The organism is Paludicola sp. MB14-C6, from assembly GCF_030908625.1.
In the GTDB taxonomy this organism is placed as follows: Bacteria; Bacillota; Clostridia; order Oscillospirales; family Ruminococcaceae; genus Paludihabitans.
The window spans coordinates 771,794-790,879 of sequence record NZ_CP133133.1 but is presented as its reverse complement, the minus strand read 5'-3'; the positions used below and the strand labels follow the sequence as shown (position 1 = coordinate 790,879).

At 34.6% G+C, this 19,086-nt stretch carries 17 protein-coding genes and 1 pseudogene; 16 read left to right on the top strand and 2 right to left on the bottom strand.

Annotated features, from left to right (window positions below; translation table 11 throughout):
• Positions 1-236: 236 nt before the first annotated feature.
• Positions 237-2,855 (top strand): valine--tRNA ligase, encoded by a 2,619-nt coding sequence (locus RBG61_RS03725; protein ID WP_307945905.1) that lies wholly within the window; start codon positions 237-239, stop codon positions 2,853-2,855.
• A 118-nt stretch (positions 2,856-2,973) separates the two neighbouring features.
• Positions 2,974-3,474, top strand: a complete 501-nt coding sequence (locus RBG61_RS03720) for a GNAT family N-acetyltransferase (protein ID WP_307945902.1) — start codon at positions 2,974-2,976, stop codon at positions 3,472-3,474.
• Positions 3,475-3,670: 196 nt separating this feature from the next.
• Here RBG61_RS03720 and RBG61_RS03715 read toward each other — a convergent pair.
• A pseudogene (locus RBG61_RS03715) lies at positions 3,671-5,020 on the bottom strand (IS1182 family transposase); the annotation flags it as partial.
• A 197-nt stretch (positions 5,021-5,217) separates the two neighbouring features.
• Here RBG61_RS03715 and RBG61_RS03710 point away from each other — a divergent pair.
• The 8 genes from RBG61_RS03710 to RBG61_RS03675 all read left to right on the top strand — a co-directional run bounded on the left by RBG61_RS03710 (position 5,218) and on the right by RBG61_RS03675 (position 12,286).
• Entirely contained in the window at positions 5,218-5,601 is a 384-nt protein-coding gene (locus RBG61_RS03710; RefSeq protein ID WP_307945900.1) for a DUF134 domain-containing protein, read from the top strand.
• Positions 5,598-5,999 carry a NifB/NifX family molybdenum-iron cluster-binding protein gene (locus tag RBG61_RS03705; protein WP_307945898.1) on the top strand — a complete coding sequence of 134 codons (402 nt, stop codon included), beginning with the start codon at positions 5,598-5,600 and terminating at the stop codon, positions 5,997-5,999. The genes RBG61_RS03710 and RBG61_RS03705 overlap by 4 nt, the downstream gene beginning before the upstream one ends.
• Before the next feature lie 22 nt (positions 6,000-6,021).
• Positions 6,022-6,477, top strand: a complete 456-nt coding sequence (locus RBG61_RS03700) for a C-GCAxxG-C-C family protein (RefSeq protein WP_307945897.1) — start codon at positions 6,022-6,024, stop codon at positions 6,475-6,477.
• A 325-nt stretch (positions 6,478-6,802) separates the two neighbouring features.
• On the top strand, positions 6,803-7,735 hold the full coding sequence (locus RBG61_RS03695) for an alpha/beta fold hydrolase (RefSeq protein ID WP_307945895.1): 933 nt from the start codon (positions 6,803-6,805) through the stop codon (positions 7,733-7,735).
• A gap of 2 nt (positions 7,736-7,737) precedes the next feature.
• The gene (gene glpK / locus RBG61_RS03690) at positions 7,738-9,231 is read left to right on the top strand and encodes a glycerol kinase GlpK (RefSeq protein ID WP_307945893.1); all 1,494 of its coding nucleotides are present in this window, start codon (positions 7,738-7,740) and stop codon (positions 9,229-9,231) included.
• A gap of 13 nt (positions 9,232-9,244) precedes the next feature.
• On the top strand, positions 9,245-10,696 hold the full coding sequence (locus RBG61_RS03685) for an NAD(P)/FAD-dependent oxidoreductase (protein ID WP_307945891.1): 1,452 nt from the start codon (positions 9,245-9,247) through the stop codon (positions 10,694-10,696).
• Positions 10,683-11,951 carry an NAD(P)/FAD-dependent oxidoreductase gene (locus RBG61_RS03680; protein WP_307945888.1) on the top strand — a complete coding sequence of 423 codons (1,269 nt, stop codon included), beginning with the start codon at positions 10,683-10,685 and terminating at the stop codon, positions 11,949-11,951. Before RBG61_RS03685 ends, RBG61_RS03680 begins: the two co-directional genes overlap by 14 nt.
• A complete protein-coding gene (locus RBG61_RS03675; protein ID WP_307945886.1) occupies positions 11,948-12,286 on the top strand; it encodes a DUF1667 domain-containing protein in 339 nt (112 codons plus the stop codon). The genes RBG61_RS03680 and RBG61_RS03675 overlap by 4 nt, the downstream gene beginning before the upstream one ends.
• Before the next feature lie 496 nt (positions 12,287-12,782).
• Here the strand turns inward: RBG61_RS03675 and RBG61_RS03670 are convergent, their stop codons facing one another.
• Positions 12,783-14,741, bottom strand: a complete 1,959-nt coding sequence (locus RBG61_RS03670) for a hypothetical protein (protein WP_307945884.1) — start codon at positions 14,739-14,741, stop codon at positions 12,783-12,785.
• Between the two features lie 314 nt (positions 14,742-15,055).
• Between RBG61_RS03670 and RBG61_RS03665 the strand changes: the two genes are divergently transcribed.
• The 6 genes from RBG61_RS03665 (at position 15,056) to mraZ (ending at position 19,045) form a co-directional block, all read left to right on the top strand.
• On the top strand, positions 15,056-15,568 hold the full coding sequence (locus RBG61_RS03665) for an RNA polymerase sigma factor (protein WP_307945882.1): 513 nt from the start codon (positions 15,056-15,058) through the stop codon (positions 15,566-15,568).
• Positions 15,555-16,043: a hypothetical protein gene (locus RBG61_RS03660; RefSeq protein WP_307945879.1), complete on the top strand. Its 489-nt coding sequence runs from the start codon at positions 15,555-15,557 to the stop codon at positions 16,041-16,043. The genes RBG61_RS03665 and RBG61_RS03660 overlap by 14 nt, the downstream gene beginning before the upstream one ends.
• The gene (locus RBG61_RS03655) at positions 16,030-16,689 is read left to right on the top strand and encodes a hypothetical protein (protein WP_307945877.1); all 660 of its coding nucleotides are present in this window, start codon (positions 16,030-16,032) and stop codon (positions 16,687-16,689) included. Before RBG61_RS03660 ends, RBG61_RS03655 begins: the two co-directional genes overlap by 14 nt.
• Before the next feature lie 102 nt (positions 16,690-16,791).
• Positions 16,792-17,469 carry a hypothetical protein gene (locus tag RBG61_RS03650; RefSeq protein ID WP_307945875.1) on the top strand — a complete coding sequence of 226 codons (678 nt, stop codon included), beginning with the start codon at positions 16,792-16,794 and terminating at the stop codon, positions 17,467-17,469.
• Between the two features lie 168 nt (positions 17,470-17,637).
• Positions 17,638-18,327: a hypothetical protein gene (locus tag RBG61_RS03645; protein ID WP_307945873.1), complete on the top strand. Its 690-nt coding sequence runs from the start codon at positions 17,638-17,640 to the stop codon at positions 18,325-18,327.
• 295 nt (positions 18,328-18,622) lie between these two features.
• Positions 18,623-19,045, top strand: a complete 423-nt coding sequence (mraZ, locus tag RBG61_RS03640; protein ID WP_307945871.1) for a division/cell wall cluster transcriptional repressor MraZ — start codon at positions 18,623-18,625, stop codon at positions 19,043-19,045.
• The last annotated feature ends 41 nt before the right edge of the window (positions 19,046-19,086 follow it).

The following is a 19,086-nucleotide window of genomic DNA, read 5'->3' as shown; positions in this document are numbered from 1 at the left end:
AATAGCGTTTGTTTACGGTGGGCTTTTTTTATTTGTATGAGATGATACAATGAATTTACAAAAGTGAAAACCAATGTGATTGCAAGGATATGATTATGCAAAGAATAGTTATAAATTTATAATAATACATGCATAATAGAAACATTTATTTGGGCAAATCCAAGGAAAGAGGGAGTCCCTCCCGAAAAACTAATATTTTATATATTGACTATTCAACACATTAAAGGAGAATGAAAATGAAAAAAGAATTAGCAAAAACTTATGAGCCAAAAGAATTCGAAGACCGAATTTATAAATATTGGCTTGATTGCGAGTATTTCAAAGCAAAAATTGATGAAACAAAAAAGCCATACACGATTGTAATTCCACCTCCAAACATTACGGGCCAACTTCACATGGGCCATGCATTGGATAACACATTGCAAGATATCTTAATTCGTACAAAACGTATGCAGGGCTATTCTGCATTATGGGTACCGGGAACAGACCACGCATCCATTGCAACAGAAGCGAAAATAGTTGAAGCAATGAAAAAAGAAGGCATCAGCAAAGAAGATATCGGCCGTGATGGCTTTTTAGAGCGTGCTTGGAAATGGAAAGAACAATACGGCGGAAGAATTATTGAGCAATTGAAAAAACTTGGCTCTTCTTGTGACTGGTCAAGAGAGCGCTTTACGCTAGATGAAGGCTGCTCTGATGCTGTTAAAGAAGTATTTATCCGTTTATATGAAAAAGATTTAATCTATCGTGGCGAGCGTATTATCAACTGGTGTCCTGAATGTAAAACATCTATTTCTGATGCTGAAGTTGAATATGAAGATCAAGAGGGTAGCTTCTGGCATTTACGTTACCCAATCGTAGGAATGAATGAGTATTTAGAGTTAGCAACTACTCGTCCGGAAACATTGCTTGGTGATACCGCAGTAGCAGTAAATCCAAATGATGAGCGTTACAAACACCTAGTTGGAAAAAAAGTAATATTACCATTATGTAATCGTGAAATTCCAATCGTAGCCGACGATTATGTTGATATCGATTTTGGAACTGGTGTTGTTAAAATTACACCGGCACATGACCCAAATGACTTTGAGGTTGGGTTACGCCACAACTTGCCAATTATCAATGTTATGACAGATGATGCCCATATGACAGATATCGTTTCTAAATATGCTGGAATGGAACGTTATGAAGCAAGAAAAGCAATCGTTGCTGATTTAGAAGCAGGCGGATTCTTGGTTAAAATTGAACCACATCAACACAATGTTGGTGCTTGCTATCGTTGCCATACAACAGTTGAGCCTAGAGTATCTAAGCAATGGTTCGTTCGTATGGAGCCTTTAGCAAAACCTGCAAATGATGCAATTAACAATGGTACAACAAAATTGATTCCAGAACGCTTTGATAAAACATATTTTAGCTGGATGAATAATATCAAAGACTGGTGTATTTCTCGTCAATTATGGTGGGGACATCGAATTCCTGCTTATTATTGTCAAGATTGCGGCGAGGTAATGATTGCAAAAGAAATGCCCAAAGCTTGTTCAAAATGTGGTTCAAGCAAACTGAAACAAGATGAAGATACTTTAGATACATGGTTCAGCTCTGCGTTATGGCCTTTCTCTACTTTAGGTTGGCCAAATGAAACAGAAGACTTAAAATACTTCTACCCAACCAATACATTGGTAACTGGTTATGATATTATTTTCTTCTGGGTAGCAAGAATGATTTTCTCAGCACTTGAATATACCGGTCAAGTTCCGTTTGATACTGTTTTGTTCCACGGATTGGTTCGTGATGCACAAGGCAGAAAGATGTCAAAATCCTTAGGAAACGGTATTGATCCACTTGAAATCATTGACGAATATGGTGCTGATGCGCTTCGTTTAACTTTAGTAACAGGAAACAGCCCAGGAAACGATATGCGTTTCTCTGATGATAAAATTAAAGCAAGCCGTAACTTTGCGAATAAGCTATGGAATGCAACTCGCTTTATCATGATGAACTTATCTGAAGATATTACCGAAATTAAACTTCCTGAAAACTTAAATATTGAAGATAAGTGGGTACTTTCTCAATACAACGAGCTTGTAAAACAAGTAACTGAAAATATAGAAAACTATGATTTAGGTGTTGCAGTTTCTAAGCTATACGATTTCATTTGGGACATTATGTGTGACTGGTATATTGAGCTTACAAAAGCAAGATTACAAGCTGGTGGTCAAACCTCTTTGGATGCACAACAAGTATTGCTTTATGTGATGACCAATACCATCAAATTGCTTCATCCATTCATGCCATTTATCACAGAGGAAATCTGGCAAGCACTACCTACCGATTGCGAAAGTATTATGGTTGCAAAATGGCCTGAATACAAAGAAGAATTATGCTTTACAGCAGAAGAACAAGAATTTGCAAAGGTTATGGATGCAATCAAAGGCATTCGTAATGCCAGAAATGAAATGAATGTTCCACCAAGCAAAAAAGCGAGCGTTTATATTGAAACAGAATTTGAAGAAACCTTCACTTGTGCAAAAGCATTCTTTGAGCGTTTAACATCTGCAAGCGAAGTGATTATAGGACGTGAGCATAACGTAGAATCCGCTGTTCAAGTAGTAACTGAGTCTGCAAAAATCTTTATTCCATTAGACGATTTAATTGATAAACAAAAAGAATTAGAGCGTTTAAATAAAGAAAAAGCAGCTTGTGAAAAGGATATCGCACAACTAGCTAGTAAAGCAAACAATGAAAACTTCATTGCAAAAGCTCCTGCAAAGGTTGTTGAAGAAATTAAAACAAAACTAGCAAAAGCACAAGAATTACTAGCAAAAATCGAAGATAGTATTAACGCATTATAAGAAATATATAATCGGTATGCAGCAAAATTACGCTGTATGCCGATTATATATATTATCTACTTGTAATACAATACTAATTATGATAATTTATAATGATAAAATTAATGAGGTATTAACAATGGTATATTTAAAAAAGTTATCGTTAGGTGATGGTATTGCTATATATAATATGTTGCAAGAAATAGTAGCGGATGATAACGGATTTCATAATAAAGTATATGGAATGACATTTGATGAATTTAAGATTTGGATTGCAAAAGAGTATTCTTATGATAATGGAAACCTCGAAAGTTGGATGGTTCCTCAATCATCGTATTGGATGTACGATGATGATGTTCCAATTGGGTATGGTAGAATTAGACATTACCTTAATAATAATTTAAAAGAAACAAGTGGACATATAGGATATGCTATTGCAGTTTCAAAACGTGGCAGAGGATACGGAAATAGTATATTAGCACTACTAAAAGAAGAGTGTGTTAAGTTAGAATTAGAAGTAATACAAATTGGGGCAAAGGCTGAAAATAGCTTATCTAATAAGGTTATTTTAAAAAATGGCGGTGTTTTTCTAAGGGAAAGCCATGGTAAAAACTTTTATTCAGTAAATCTTTCAAAATAAATATAATGATTTAAATTAGACATACTATTTCAATATTGTAGGGAAAGATATTATCTTCCCAATGATATTATTCAAATTGAATAGGCGAACATTTAGGTTCGCCACAGTCTGAAGAAAAAGCCCGATTTTGGCGTAACCAAAGTCGGGCTTTTGAATATATGGTTGAAAATTTGAAAAAAGTGGAAAGGATACAAAAAGGAGAGTTCACCCTCCACTTATGTATTGCCAGCTTTTTAAGGTTCATGCACGCAAATTTAAGCCTAACCCAGTTTGTTACTTGGGCAAGACCTCGATAAGGTGTATAACGCATTGCGTATTTTTCTTTCGCATCAGCAAAAACTCGCTCAATCGTTTCTTTTCGCTGTGCATAAAGATCTTTGTATTTTATTGCATAACGAATATCTGAAACTTGCTCTAAGTACTCATGCCAAACATGAACTGTGTATTGTTTCTGGAATTCTTTACTTTCAGTGCATTTGTAACGAAACCCACAGATTTTACAGTCGTTTGGATTGCTTTTAAATTCTTTGTATCCTTCTCTATTCGTGGTGGAATAGTGTAAAACTTTATTGTTTGGACATACTACACAGTCAAAATATTCATCATATGAAAAATCATATTTCTTAAAAAAGCCTTGTTTTGTCATTGGTCTACGATATGGTACTAATAAATCTTTTCCATCATCTATAAGTCTTTTTGCAATATAGGGAGTATTGTAGGCACTATCTGCCACTATTGTTTGGATTTCGGGGTGGTTTTCTTTTAATTTATCATACAAATCATCGAATGCTACGCTGTCATGTACATTGCCTGCTGTTACATGAACATCTACAATGTAGCCTTTTTTGTCACAAGCTGTATGTGCTTCATAAGCAAGGCATTTCTTATGCTCTCCTTTATGAAATACACCGCTTTCAGGGTCAGTGGTTGATTCATTGATGATTTTTTCTTCTATTTTAGGTGGCTTTGTATCGTCAAATGGCTTTTTTTTATGTTCTTCTCTATCTTTATTGATTTCGTCCATTAGTTGTTTCTCATAATGTTTTGCTGCTACGGGGATTGATTTCTTTACAACCTTTTTTATATTTGCATTTGCTTTTATATGGGTTCCATCTACAAATACCACCTCTGGGTCAAGATATCCCATATCATTGATTTCATTCAATATCCAGTTGAAAATGCATGCAATAGTATTCTCGTTAAATCTATGTTTAAAGGCATAACTTATTGTTGTAAAGTGAGGTATTTGTTCTGTCATTAAATATCCTAAAAACCAACGATATGCACAGTTCATTTGTACTTCTTCTACCAATTTGCGCAACGAACTTATTCCATACAAATGTTGTATTAAGACCATTTTGATTAGTACTACTGGGTCTATGCTTGGTCTTCCATTATCTTTACAATACAAATCCTCTACGAAATCATATATATGACAGAAATCCACTGCACTATCTATTTTTCTAAGCAAATGTTCTGCTGGAATAAATTCTTCTAAGCACAAAAACTCTACTTGTGTTCGGTCTTTTTTAGCTTTAACTAACATTTAATCACCCTATTTAATTATACCATTTTTCGCGTCAAAAGTCCCCTAAATCATCAAATTTAGGGGACTTTTTCTACAAGCTGAGGCGAACATTTAGGTTCGCCACTAGATAATCCTGTGAATATAAGTTATTTAATATTGACATATGTCATTAATAAGAGTATAATTATTGACATAAGTCAAAAAGGAGGATGTTTATGCCAAGACCAAGAAAATGCAGAATGGTTTGTTCAATGCCCAATCATATGCAATTTGCACCTAAAGGAACGCAAACAAATGCTAGTGTAATCATGAGCGTAGATGAATATGAATGCATACGGTTAATTGATTTAGAACAATGTACGCAAGAGCAGTGTGCAGTTCAAATGCAAATTGCAAGGACAACGGTAACTGCAATTTACGAAAAAGCACGCCGAAAACTAGCGGATGCACTTGTAAATGGTAAAACACTCTTAATTGAAGGCGGCGACTTTGCACTTTGCGATCATAAGATAAATGGATGTTGTAAAGGACATGTAAATCATTGCTGTAAACGTGCAAACAGCTGTCAACTACAAAAAGAAAGAAGTAATGATAAATGAAAATCGCAGTAACTTATGAAAACAATCAAGTGTTCCAACATTTTGGACATTCCGAACAATTCAAATTTTATAACATTGAGAATAACCAAATTGTTTCTACAGAAGTAGTACCAACAAACGGAAGCGGGCATGGCGCACTAGCAGGTTTCTTAAAAGCAAATGGTGTAAATGTGTTAATTTGCGGCGGAATTGGTGGGGGCGCAAAAACTGCTTTAGCAGAAGCGGGCATTCAATTATTCGGTGGAGTAAATGGATCTGCTGATTTAGCAGTAGCACAATATTTAAACGGAACACTTGTATTTAATCCAAATACACAATGTAACCATCATCATGAGGGCGAACAAGGACATACTTGTGGTGACCATGGTTGTGGCAGTCATACTTGCGGCAGTCACTAAGAGTTAGAAGGGCGGTTTGCATATGGATCATGCAACCTTAGCAAAAAGCTATTTTAATCAAGGATTTAACTGTGCTCAGTCTGTTTTATGTGCTTTTTGCGATGAAACAGGGCTGGATATAAACACAGCAAAGCGATTATCCTCTTCCTTTGGTGGAGGAATGGGACGGCTTCGTGAGGTTTGTGGAGCAGTTTCGGGGATGTTTATGATAGCGGGTATTTTATATGGCTATGATGACGTAACCGATAAACAGCAAAAAGATGAGCACTATACTCGTATTCAAAACCTCGCAGAACAATTTAAAAAAGAGTGCGGAACGATTATTTGTCGAGAATTACTAGAACTTCCTGAAGGTGCTGATTCTCCGATTTCCGAAGCGAGAACGCAAGCGTATTACCAAAAAAGACCTTGCGCAGAATATGTGGCGGCTGCCGCAAATATTATGGAACAATATATGAAAAACAACTTGATAAAATAAAGAAACAAAAGTCTTGCCAAAATAAAATAATTTTAAGAAATAAAGCATTTTTTTATCTATTCTTTTTGGGGAAATCCAAAAAGAATGGTCAGGCTTTGGCGGATATTCCAACACAATATAAGCAAGAATCAACCTTATATCATGCAGATATTAAATTAAAATTTACTATTTCTTCAGTCTGAAGTCCTACCGGATTAAAATAATCCGGCAGGACTTTTGAGCATTTTTTACATAATAATCTTATGTTTGCATTGCATTTTGTATAAAATATAGTATTATAGTAATATAAGGTATAGACAACATCCAAATAGGAAGAGGGTTTATTATGACAACAGATTTTAGTAAATCAACGGGTACCTATCAAAGTTCAAATGGAAAAACAACGATTCATTATTACATCATTTCTCCGACCGAGAAACCAAAAGTAATTCTTCAGTTTCTACATGGTATGGCGGAACATTCGCAGCGATACGTTGCATTTGGCGAATTTTTAGCTAAGAATGGAATTGCCTTTTGTATATCTGATCATTTAGGTCATGGCGAAAGTAAAGATAATGATGACGAGCTTGGTTATTTCGGTAAAAAGAATGGTTGGAAAACGCTTGTTACGGATGCAAAAAAGTTAACGGATATTTTGAAACAGCAATATCCTGACGTTCCGTTTTTTATAGGTGGACATAGCATGGGCTCTTTTGTTTGTAGGAGTTATATCTCCCATTATCCAAATGAGGCAAAAGGTGCAATCATTGTGGGAACAGGCAATGCAACACCAATTGTTGCTTTGGGAAAACCATTAGCAAAGACAATCGGCTTTTTCAAAGGAAATCATTATCGCAGTAAATTGCTTGATCAATTATCCTTTGGAGCATATAATAAGCAAATTTCAAACGCTAAAACCTCATTTGATTGGTTATCAGAAAATGAAGAAAACGTGCAAACTTACATAGATGATCCGTTATGCGGCTATTTATTTACAACAAACGGATATGCAGATGTTGCTGCATTGATGTGGTCAGTATCCAGTCAAAAATGGGCTGATTCTATTAACAAAGACTTGCCTATTTTGCTTGTATCGGGTAAACAAGACCCTGTTGGAAACTATGGAAAGGGCATTGAAAAAATAACTGAAATGCTGTCAAACAGCGGTGTGAAGTCTGTTACAGTAAAGTTATATGAAACAGCACGCCACGAGGTATTGAACGAGAAATATAAAGAACAGGTATTCCAAGATATTTTTAGCTGGATTAAGGAGCGATAGACATGAGCAAATACATCATAGGGCTTGACCAAGGAACAACGAGCTCTCGTGCCATTATTTTTGATCAAGACCAAAATATTGTTGAGGTAGCGCAAAAGCCATTTCGACAAATTTATCCCAAGCCAAGCTATGTAGAACACGATCCGATTGAGATTTATACATCACAATATACAGTGATGATTGAAGCACTCGCAAAGAGCGGAATTCCTTTAAGCGAGGTTGCCGCTATTGGTATTACCAATCAAAGAGAAACTACAATTGTTTGGGATAAAAACACAGGTAAGCCTGTATATAACGCAATTGTGTGGCAATGCAGAAGAACAGCAGGTATTTGTGAGGATTTGAAAGCAAAAGGGCTAACTGCTGTTATAAAAGAAAAAACGGGCTTAATTATTGATGCTTATTTCTCGGCAACTAAAATTAAATGGATATTGGATAACGTTGAAGGAGCAAGAGAAAAAGCCGAAAATGGCGATTTGTTGTTCGGAACAGTTGACAGTTATTTGGTTTGGCAGTTAACCGCCGGAAAAGTACATATAACCGATTATACCAATGCTTCAAGAACGATGCTGTTTAATATTAATACCTTGCAATGGGATGAAGAATTATGTAAAGAGCTAACGATTCCAATGTGTATGTTACCAACAGTAAAAAGCTCAAGCGAAATTTATGGAACAGCCAATATCAATGGAACGGAAATACCGATTGCTTCCGTTGTGGGCGACCAACAAGCAGCTTTATTTGGCCAAACTTGCTTTAATAAAGGTGAATGTAAAAACACCTATGGTACAGGATGCTTTTTGCTAATGAATGTAGGCAACCAAGTTCCTCATGTTGATAATGGATTGTTGACTACTATTGCCGCAACGGTAAACGGTGAAATTCAATATGCACTAGAGGGCAGCGTATTTGTCGGCGGTGCAGTCATTCAATGGTTAAGAGATGAAATGCATTTGATTCATGATGCAAAAGATACTGCTAAAATTGCAACTAGTGTTTCTGATAATGGCGGTGTTTATATTGTTCCTGCATTTACGGGCTTAGGCGCACCTTATTGGAATATGTATTGCAGAGGAACGATATTTGGTTTAACAAGAGGAAGTAAGCCTGCTCACATCATTCGTGCGGCAGAAGAGGCAATTGCTTATCAATCAGCCGATTTATTGAACAGTATTTGTAAAAGCACAGGGATAGAGATTCAAGAACTTAATGTAGATGGCGGCGCTTGTCGAGATGAGTTTTTGATGCAATTCCAATCCGATATTTTGAATATACCCGTACGCAGACCGATTATTCGGGAAACAACAGCTCTTGGATGTGCATATTTAGCAGGGCTGGCAACTGGTGTATGGAAAGATACAAACGAAATTAAAGCATTATGGTCAGTTGATAAGGTGTTTACACCAAAAATGAAACCAAGTGATAGAGAACGATACTTAAAGTATTGGAAAAAATCTGTTGAAAGTTGTATGACTTGGAATTTTGAAGAAAGGTAATATTTGAGTAACTATGAAATACGATGTAATTATTATAGGTGGCGGTATTTGCGGAACTGCTTTGGCTTATGAGCTAAGCAAATATCAAAATAAGATATTATTATTGGATAAAGCAAATGACGTTGCCGTTGGTACAACGAAAGCAAACAGCGGTATTGTCCATGCAGGATATGATCCAATACCAAATACACTAATGGCAAAATATAATGTACAAGGCAACAAAATGATACGTGAATTAGCAAAGAAATTAGATGTTCCTTTTAAGAAAACCGGTTCTTTTGTGTTGGCGTTTAACCAAGACGAACAAAAGACGCTTGAAAAGTTACTGGAACGAGGAGAACAAAACGGAGTACCTGAACTAAGCATTCTTTCAGGTGATGAAGCAAGAGCATTAGAGCCGAATTTAAGTGAAGAAGTGGTTGGTGCATTGTATGCGAAAACTGCAGGCGTTGTTAGTCCATGGGAACTTGCATTGGCTTTTGCCGAAGTTGCAGTAAGAAACGGCGCAGAAGTAAAGCTGAATTGCGAAGTAAAAGCGATTACTAAAAATGGTAATGCGTTTGTTTTGCAAACAAATGATGGAGAATTAGAAACCAAATTTGTCGTAAACGCAGCAGGAATTCAATCTGATACAGTGGCTTCCTTTGTCGGAAAGCCTACATTTGAAATCAAGCCAAGTAAAGGCGAATATTATTTGCTAGATAAATCGCAAGGAAACTTAACGAGCAGAGTTATATTTCAGTGCCCGAATGAAAACGGTAAAGGTATCTTAGTTTCACCAACAGCACACGGAAATTTAATTGTAGGTCCGAATGCTCAAGATACAGGCAGAGATGATACAGCCACGAGCATTACAAACTTAGCTTATATTCGTAAGATGGGCTTAAAGTCAATTCCATCTATTAATTTTAGAGATAATATTCGAAACTTTGCCGGTCTTCGTGCTAATGCAACAGAAACGGACTTTATTATTGGCGAAGATCCTAATACAAGTGGTTTCTTTCATATTGCAGGAATTAAATCTCCTGGGTTAACTGCAGCTCCCGCAATAGCTTGTGATGTAGCAAAGATGCTTTTTGAAAGCGGATTATCCAAGAAAAGTAATCCTAACTTTGACGGTACACGTAAAGTCATTCGATTGAAAGAGTTAACGAACGAACAAAGGGAAAAGGTTATTGCTGAAAATCCATTATACGGAAGAGTAATTTGTCGGTGTGAAACAATTACCGAGGGAGAAATAGAAGATGCACTTCATTCGCCATTACCACCTGTTTCTATCGATGGAGTAAAGCGACGTTGTGGAACAGGTATGGGACGGTGTCAAGGTGGATTTTGCGGAGTGCGGGTTCATGAAATATTAGCTCGTCATTACGGCGTTTCATTGCCTGAAATTATGTTAGATAAGCAAAACAGTTATATCCTAACAGGTGAAACGAAAGGGGGTAGCTGTAATGAATCATTATGATGTAGTAGTTATCGGCGGCGGTCCTGCTGGTCTTGCTGCGGCAATTTCAGCATATGAAAATGGAGCAAAGCAAGTTTTAATTATCGAACGAGATAAAGAGCTTGGCGGTATCTTAAATCAATGTATACATAACGGATTTGGACTCCATTACTTTAAAGAAGAATTGACGGGTCCCGAATATGCGGGACGATTTATAGAAAAACTAAAAACTACTAATGTAGAGGTACTACTCGATACAATGGTTTTATCTATCACAAAAGATAAAACAATCTATGCTACCAATCCAAGCGGTTATCATGTTATTACTGCGAAATCGATTGTATTGGCTATGGGATGCAGAGAACGAAGTAGAGGTGCAATTGCAATTCCTGGCGATCGTCCAGCTGGCATTTTTACAGCAGGAACAGCACAACGCTATGTGAATATGGAAGGCTATATGGTTGGAAAACGTGTCTTGATTTTAGGCTCAGGCGATATCGGGCTTATTATGGCAAGACGTATGACTTTAGAAGGAGCAAAGGTATTGGCTTGCGTAGAGTTGATGCCATATTCAGGTGGATTGAACCGAAATATTGTACAATGCTTGAATGATTACAATATACCTTTATATCTTTCACATACTATTACCGATATTAAAGGTAAAAACAGAGTAGAGCGGGTTATTGTATCTAAGGTCGATGAAAACCGCCAACCAATTCAAGGTACAGAAATGGAATTTGATTGTGATACTATTTTGCTTTCAGTTGGGTTAATTCCTGAAAACGAGTTATCCAATGGATTAGGGGTTACTATCGATCCTAAAACAAACGGGGCAGTGGTATATGAAAACTGCGAAACTTCCATTGATGGCGTTTTTGCTTGTGGCAACGTATTGCAAGTGCATGATTTAGTCGATTTTGTTACAGCCGAGAGTATTAAGGCAGGTAAAGCAGCTGCCCAATATGCAAAAAGCGAAACACACACTAAATTGGATTGCATAGAAGTTCATGCAGGAAAGAATGTGAACTATACCGTTCCTCAAAAAATACGCATTGATTATGTTGATAAGTTTACGGAACTGTTTTTTAGAACAAATGCGATATACCGAAATATGGAAATTCGGGTATATACAAAAGACACCTTGCTGGCTAGTTTGAAACGAGAGCATATGGCACCCGGCGAGATGGAAAAGATTATTCTTCCAAAAGCAATTCTGCAAAAAGCAAATGGCGAGATGATTACTGTTGCTGTTGTAAAGGAAGGAGAAGCAATATGAAAGAGCTGATTTGTATTGTATGTCCGAAAGGATGTCATTTAACAATAGACGATTCACTGAATGTGAGGGGAAATAGTTGCGAAAAGGGAGCTGTTTATGCAAAAGAGGAGCTTACAAACCCAATGCGTGTTGTAACCTCTACTGTGAAGATAAAAGGTGGAATACATAATAGATTGCCTGTAAAAACAAATGCACCAATACCTAAAACGATGATTATGGATGCTATGAAGCTGTTAGACCATATTGAATTACAATCTCCAATTTCATGTGGGACAGTTATTGTGGATAATATTTTAGGAACGGGTGTTCATTTCGTTGCAGCGCGAGACATGTAATATGGAAAACAGATAAAGCCACGCTTTGCGTGGCTTAGCTTTTTAGAAAAATTGAAAACGCAAGTAAAAACTGAAATAAAGAAGTAATTTCATTGCGAAAGTTGTTTTTTCGAAAATGACATGTAGAAAAACTCACTTGTTAATCAAATATTAATCGCGTGGAACAATTGCTGGTCGCATAACGGTTCTACAAAAAATTATCTTGGGGAGCAAATAAAGAATAAGATAGCACAAGCTTTACCTTTATCAATTTCGTACAAACTATGACGCGATGTCATATAAAAAAACAAATTTTGAGAAATAAAGCATTTTTTCTCCATGCTTTTTGGGGCGATTGCCAAAAAGCATGGTCAGGTTTGGGCGGATAGCCCAATATGCATAATAGCAAGAAAGGAACTGAAATCTAGTAAATATGAAATTAAAATTTACTTTTTCGACAGATAAAGCCACGCAACGCGTGGCTTTATCTGTTTTGTAAGGTTAGTCTATTTCAGCCTTAACGGGGTTGCCAATGCTTACCTTCTTCTATTTCGAGTACAAATATATATTGGATATGTGAATCCTTCCAATAGCAATCTAAAACATAATTTTTTACATTGCTTGGTTCGGGAATCGTTGGAAAATAGTAGCTGTAATCAAATGGATTCAGTTCTAACTGAATTTCTTCAAAAATATTGTTACTCAAATTTGTATATAAATGAACCATTTCCGGTCGGAAATCTTTAAAGTTGACGATAGCTTCACAGATGCCTTTTACAGTTTGAGGCTTGATATTTGCATCTTCTATCTTTTTTGTGAACTGATTGATGTCAACAATAGGTTCCGATATTTTCTCGCCTTTCCATTCAACAACATTTGTGTAATATTGAAGATTTTTCGTGACAATGATGTCCTCTATGACTGATAATTGCAGTGGTATTTCGTTGTAGGATTTTAATTCGTATAAGTCGTTATCAACAAGCATGATACGAAAACAGATTGTTTGTATTTGGGAATTAGTCCATTGACAAGTGAAAGTATAATCGTATGTTCCAGCTTTATAAGGTACACCAATTGTAAAGTTTTCGCCAATACTGCAATCAGTTTCATAATTTCCATTTTTATATATTGTACCTGTAATTTTTTCAGGCTTTTTATCCGCAAATTGGAGTTGTAGATGAAAGTTGTTTAAGCCTTTAGTGTTCAATAACAAGCATGGGTTAATATCAAATTGCTTTTGCAATTTTTTAATATCAATATGATCAGATTGATAAGCTACAACATCTTGAAACGAAATGGATTTGTCTAAACTTGAAATTGTAATTGGATAATAAGGTGATTTTGCTTGTAGTTCAGGCTTTTCACCTTTTTTACTATTGGTTTGAAGACTGGTATATATATTATTAGCCCCATATTGGTAATAGTTCATTATTCCGTTTCTCTCTTCTATGAAATAGTGAGGTCCAAAGCTATAATTCATATACGAGCCATGCATTGTTGGCAAAGTAATTCGATAAAAAGCTGCATCACTTGTCTTTTGAGGCGCTTCTTGTAAAGGCGTTGACTCAGCAATCATTTTGTGTATATCAGTAAGTAGCGTGTCACTTACAATGAATATTTCCGATTTTGCAGAATCCTTTTGTATGATTCCAGAATACGTAATAGCTTGCAAGTCGATGATCTCATTTGGTTTGCTGATTAACTCAGTGATATAGTTTGAATCTCTTTCTGAATTATAGTAATAGGACTCATAGTTATTATCAGAATTGCATTTCAAATAATAGCTTTGATAAAATATATACTTCGTTTTATTGCTGCTTTCAATTGTTTCTATGGAAAGAGGATAAGGAAAATTTGCATCATTTGATAGTTTAGTTTCATCTATATAGAGTGAACGTTTTTTACTTGTTATAATTTGTCTTATTTTTGTTGCAGGAACAAAACGGTGTATGGTCTGTTGATTACAGTCGATATTATAAGCGTCATACATAGAATCGTTCGTTTGTGTAATACAGTTTAATTGTTTTTTCAACGCTTCACTATTGGTTATTGCATATGAAAAGCTTGGCTTTACTCCATCATCAATCCAAAAAGTAGAAAACGACTCATTAAAGTTGTAAGTAATTCCAGATTTATCATCAGCGTTTTTGTATAATGTCATGGTATAACGCTTATCTCTTGTTGCGCTTCTGTTTTGATCAATTTCTTTACTGTTGCATCGTGTCATTTTTAGTAATCCGATTGCTTCTTCTTGCTTTGCTTGTTCAACAAGTGACCATTGCGCTTTTTTAAGGGTGTCAGTCAAAATAATACGGTGAACCTGTTCAAAATTTTTTTGAGAGTATACAGATTTTACGTCTAGCAATAAAACCTCTTTGCCTTTTTTCATATAAACCAGCTCTATCATCCCGCAGATAAATAAAACTAGCAGAACGGCAGAAATCCCAACAATATATCGTTTGGTTTTTACATCCATATCAAAATACTCCTTAAAATAGATATTATTCTGCATAAATTAACTATATTATATATCAATTTCTATTCAATGTCAAAACAGATACAGATAGAGTTATTATAAAGAATAAGCCGTTTTTATATGTGATTTTACATTACCATTATTATAGTGTAAAATAGAAATACTATAAAAATAAATTATTTTAAAAAAGTTGAAGAAAATTTTAATCTTCATTCGTTTTAATCAATGGGTAGTTGATACGGAGCCTATTAAAGATAATGGCGAATTATTGAAAATGGATTTCGTATTAGAAAGGTGGTGGCAAATACATAAATATGAATGATAATCAGTTCACTCAGATTGTGAAGTCTTATAACAAGTTAATATTTACTGTTTGCTACCAATTCGTAAAAGACTATCAAGAAGCAGAAAATTTGACGCAAGAAACATTTCTTACAGCCTATAAAGCAATTGATAATTTCGTTGGTGATCATTACAAAGCATGGCTTGTAAAAATTGCAACAAACAAGTGCAAAGATTTTTTAAAGAGTGCATACGTAAGAACAACCAACGTAGTAGAAGATGAACATCTCCAAGCAATTGAAGACAAAAAAACTACCCAAAATATTGTCGAAGAGAATGAAAGAATTACATTTATGAAACACGCTTGTGAAAACCTAGGAGAACCATACTCGGAAGTCGCGGTGAAATATTTCATTGAAGAAAAAACTTTCGCAGAAATAGCAGATGAGCTTAACACCCCGATAAAAACGGTACAAACAAGGGCTTATCGAGCGCGAGATAAATTAAAAGTAATATTAAAGGAGGTCATATGTGATGCTGGATAAAACTTATTATGTAAATGGACATTTAACACAACTGGCATTATTAATGCTTGAAACAGGAGCATTAACCGCTCAAGAGCGTGAATTAGTTTTAACCCATTTATCCAATTGTGAAGAGTGTATGCAACTTTATCTTGACAATTTAACAGAAGAAGCACTAATTGAACCTCCTGAGAATTTAGAGCAAAATATATTAGCTGGAATATCAAATGAAAGCAAGAAGAAAAGGCAATCCAAAATTATAACTATGCAATTCGTAAAACTTGGAATTGCTGTATGTATGACGATGGTATTACTTGTAGGTGGCATTTTTGATTTTATCACTTTTGTACCTCCAACAGATAATCAACCACCAAAACCTCAACAAAAACAGCATCAATTCTTTAATTTTTCTAATCAATTCATGGACGGATTTAATCAGTTTGCTTATAATTTTAACAATTCAATAAAAGGGGAGAAAGAAAATGAATCCAAATAACGCTTATACAAGTCCCAATCCAAACCAAAATTATCAATCTCAGCAACCACCGATTTATACTATTCGCAAAACCAAAAGCAAATTCTTAACTTTTATTTTTTCTTTAATTCCGGGTGCAGGTCAAATGTATCAAGGACTTATGAAGAAAGGTATTTCCATTATGGGAGCTTTCTTTGGGATTATTGCATTTAGTGTGTTTTTATATATTCCGGTAATTAATTTTGCATTGCCAATCATATGGTTCTTCGCTTTCTTTGATGCAATTAACCGTATTAACTATACTGTTGATGAGCTAAAAGCAATTCAAGATAGCTATATTGTTAATTTAGGAATTAAGAGCACAGGAAAATTTGCTGAAATTATGAAAAAACGCCATTTGATTATTGGATGGGTGTTGATTGCAATTGCAATTTATGCGCTAATCAATATTTTGTTAGTTAATAATTACGATATGATAAATTATATGTTTGGTCGTGATGCTTATTTCTTTATGCATATGGTTACTGGATTCATTCCTAAGTTGATTGTTCCAATCGTTTGCTTGTTAATTGGTATTAAGTTAATTAAAGGAACAACTAAAAAACAACTAGATGATCTAAACACATCAAACATCGGAGGAACGGACATTGAAGAACAAGAGCATTAAAAAAATATTAGTTTCATTGATTGCAATATTAGCTGTGATCATTCCTATCAGTTATTTCGTTTCTAAAAGAAATCATTATATATCAGATGGGGGAATCTACTAATGAAACAAAGAAGAGTTGGGACCTTTACGCTTGGTATAGCGTTGATTTTAATCGGAATTATGATTCCGTTAGCTTTGATTTTTAAAGCCAGTGCATTGCAAATTATCCAATTTTCACCTCTCATTTTAATTGTATTGGGTGCTGAAATATTGGTATATGCAATTCGGTTTAAAGAAGAGAAATTAAAATATGATGGCCTTTCTATCTTTATGGTTATCATGATATCTGTTGTAACAATTGGAACCTCAGCAATTGCACCGGTTATCAATCGAGTGAACGAAGTGAATCAGATTTATTACCAACAAGAAAGAAAAGCACGTATCGCTTTAACAAAAGTAGTTGATGAATTAAAGCTAGATGCTGATTTTAATATGCGTAATGACAGTAGTTTCAATGGTCCACTATTTTTAGATCCTGATAGGCATGTTTCAGCGGATGTGACTATAAATTCAGACAAAGAAGTAACAAAACAAGAAGTAGCTTCTGCAATGTATGCTTTTGTAAAAAGTGTAGTAAATGATGATATATCAATGTTTAGTATTAGTATTATGTATAATGACTCTAAAAATCAGTATATGATGTTTATGTATGAGGACGAGATTGCAAATGTTACTTTGGATGAAGTAACCAAGCGAATTAAGGTAAATCCTAATGCAACCTCAAGCTTAGATGAATAATATTCTATAGCATTAAAAATCGCCACAAGTTTGTTCTTGTGGCGATTTTTATAGTTATTTGCAGTAAATGATTGACATTTATAGGAAAGCTATATTATGATGGAAATGAATAATTACAATAATGAATATCAATGATTTGTAAAAAGTAATAAAGTAAGGAAATGTGTTATGAGTAAACAAGTTTGTGTTCTTGGGTTATTGATATGTATATTTTTACTATCAGTTTCATGTAATAGCACTCACCCTCCTATAAGCCAAGATATTTCCAGCAATGAAGCAAGTCAAATTTCGAATGAGGATAAATCGTCAGATGTGAAAAGTGAGACGAATGCATCTTCACAATATTTAATAAAAGAAGAATTGATTTTATTTCAAGACGTAAAACCTTTAGATATAAGCAAATGGAAAGAATATAAAAATAAAATTTATCCTTTTACATTAAAGTATCCATCACAATATCAAATACTAGAGGAAAAATATCGCATAGAGGATCAATCTAAGGGAAGAGAACGCGATCCCGATAATGGAGTGCATATATTTTTTTCAAGTAATAAACAGGATTTTATTTATGTAAAAGGAAATATTTCTACACCTCAAAACCCTTACGATGATACTTATAAACAAGAGGGGAAAGAGCTGTTTCGCACGAACAACGGAAATCTTGCTGAATTTGTTTATTATTATGATGGAAATAAGATATTAGCTTATATAGAATATTTCAAGGACAAAGATTTGCATAATAGTCCGAATAGAAGCACTCATCATGATGCAAGAATAGAGATGTCAAAAGATTGTTTCAATAATAAAAAGGATGTTATTTTTGCATTATTGAAAAGTGTTACTCCAATAATTGATTAAACAACAAAGAGATATGGAAAGCTTTTGTTTTCTATATCTCTTTATTTTTGTATATTAACAAAAGTAGTTATATTGTTTAATTCTTTTGATTTATTAGAATAAAAAAAATAAAGCAACTAATTAGTAAAAATAAGTAGTTTTATAGGGCATTTTAACTGTAAAAAGTTCACAAATAATTTGTGAAATTGTACTCAAACTATTGCATTTTTTTTATTTACACTTTATAATATCTATTAAGTGGTGAAAAGTGGTGTAATGTGGTTTACTTGCCCTAAAAATTAAAGGTGGTGGGGAAATGCTAATTGGAGAATACAGTTATAGTATTGATGTCAAAGGCAGATTAAATTTCCCTGCAAAGCTACGTGAAAATTTAGGAGGACGCTTTATCATCACAAAAGGATTAGGCGATAATTGCTTATTTGTTTATTCAATGGAAGAATGGCAAATTGTTGAACAAAAGATAAAAGGATTGCCGTTATCAAAAGCAAGAAATTTGCAAAGATTTTTCTTTGCAAGTGCATTAGAAGTAGAGCCAGATAAACAAGGCAGAATTGTAATTCCAAACAACCTAAGAGAATATGCAAATCTTGATAAAGATGTCATGATTATTGGTGCATCAACTCATTGCGAAATATGGAGTAAAGAAAACTGGGATACAATTTGTACTGAGTTAGATTCCAATACAATTGCACAAGCAATGGACGAGCTTGGATTCTAAACTTTTTCAAAATAAAAACAGCCTATTGTGGAAATTTGTTT

What these genes read in the sequence shown, in the direction of transcription:
- RBG61_RS03685 (WP_307945891.1), top strand. Translation starts at nt 9,245, where the DNA reads ATGAAATACGATGTAATTATTATAGGTGGCGGTATTTGCGGAACTGCT.
- RBG61_RS03670 (WP_307945884.1), bottom strand. Translation starts at nt 14,741, where the DNA reads ATGGATGTAAAAACCAAACGATATATTGTTGGGATTTCTGCCGTTCTG.
- RBG61_RS03645 (WP_307945873.1), top strand. Translation starts at nt 17,638, where the DNA reads ATGAGTAAACAAGTTTGTGTTCTTGGGTTATTGATATGTATATTTTTA.
- RBG61_RS03705 (WP_307945898.1), top strand. Translation starts at nt 5,598, where the DNA reads ATGAAAATCGCAGTAACTTATGAAAACAATCAAGTGTTCCAACATTTT.
- glpK (WP_307945893.1), top strand. Translation starts at nt 7,738, where the DNA reads ATGAGCAAATACATCATAGGGCTTGACCAAGGAACAACGAGCTCTCGT.
- RBG61_RS03650 (WP_307945875.1), top strand. Translation starts at nt 16,792, where the DNA reads ATGAAACAAAGAAGAGTTGGGACCTTTACGCTTGGTATAGCGTTGATT.
- RBG61_RS03655 (WP_307945877.1), top strand. Translation starts at nt 16,030, where the DNA reads ATGAATCCAAATAACGCTTATACAAGTCCCAATCCAAACCAAAATTAT.
- RBG61_RS03720 (WP_307945902.1), top strand. Translation starts at nt 2,974, where the DNA reads ATGGTATATTTAAAAAAGTTATCGTTAGGTGATGGTATTGCTATATAT.
- RBG61_RS03680 (WP_307945888.1), top strand. Translation starts at nt 10,683, where the DNA reads ATGAATCATTATGATGTAGTAGTTATCGGCGGCGGTCCTGCTGGTCTT.
- RBG61_RS03700 (WP_307945897.1), top strand. Translation starts at nt 6,022, where the DNA reads ATGGATCATGCAACCTTAGCAAAAAGCTATTTTAATCAAGGATTTAAC.
- RBG61_RS03695 (WP_307945895.1), top strand. Translation starts at nt 6,803, where the DNA reads ATGACAACAGATTTTAGTAAATCAACGGGTACCTATCAAAGTTCAAAT.
- RBG61_RS03710 (WP_307945900.1), top strand. Translation starts at nt 5,218, where the DNA reads ATGCCAAGACCAAGAAAATGCAGAATGGTTTGTTCAATGCCCAATCAT.
- RBG61_RS03725 (WP_307945905.1), top strand. Translation starts at nt 237, where the DNA reads ATGAAAAAAGAATTAGCAAAAACTTATGAGCCAAAAGAATTCGAAGAC.
- mraZ (WP_307945871.1), top strand. Translation starts at nt 18,623, where the DNA reads ATGCTAATTGGAGAATACAGTTATAGTATTGATGTCAAAGGCAGATTA.
- RBG61_RS03665 (WP_307945882.1), top strand. Translation starts at nt 15,056, where the DNA reads ATGAATGATAATCAGTTCACTCAGATTGTGAAGTCTTATAACAAGTTA.
- RBG61_RS03675 (WP_307945886.1), top strand. Translation starts at nt 11,948, where the DNA reads ATGAAAGAGCTGATTTGTATTGTATGTCCGAAAGGATGTCATTTAACA.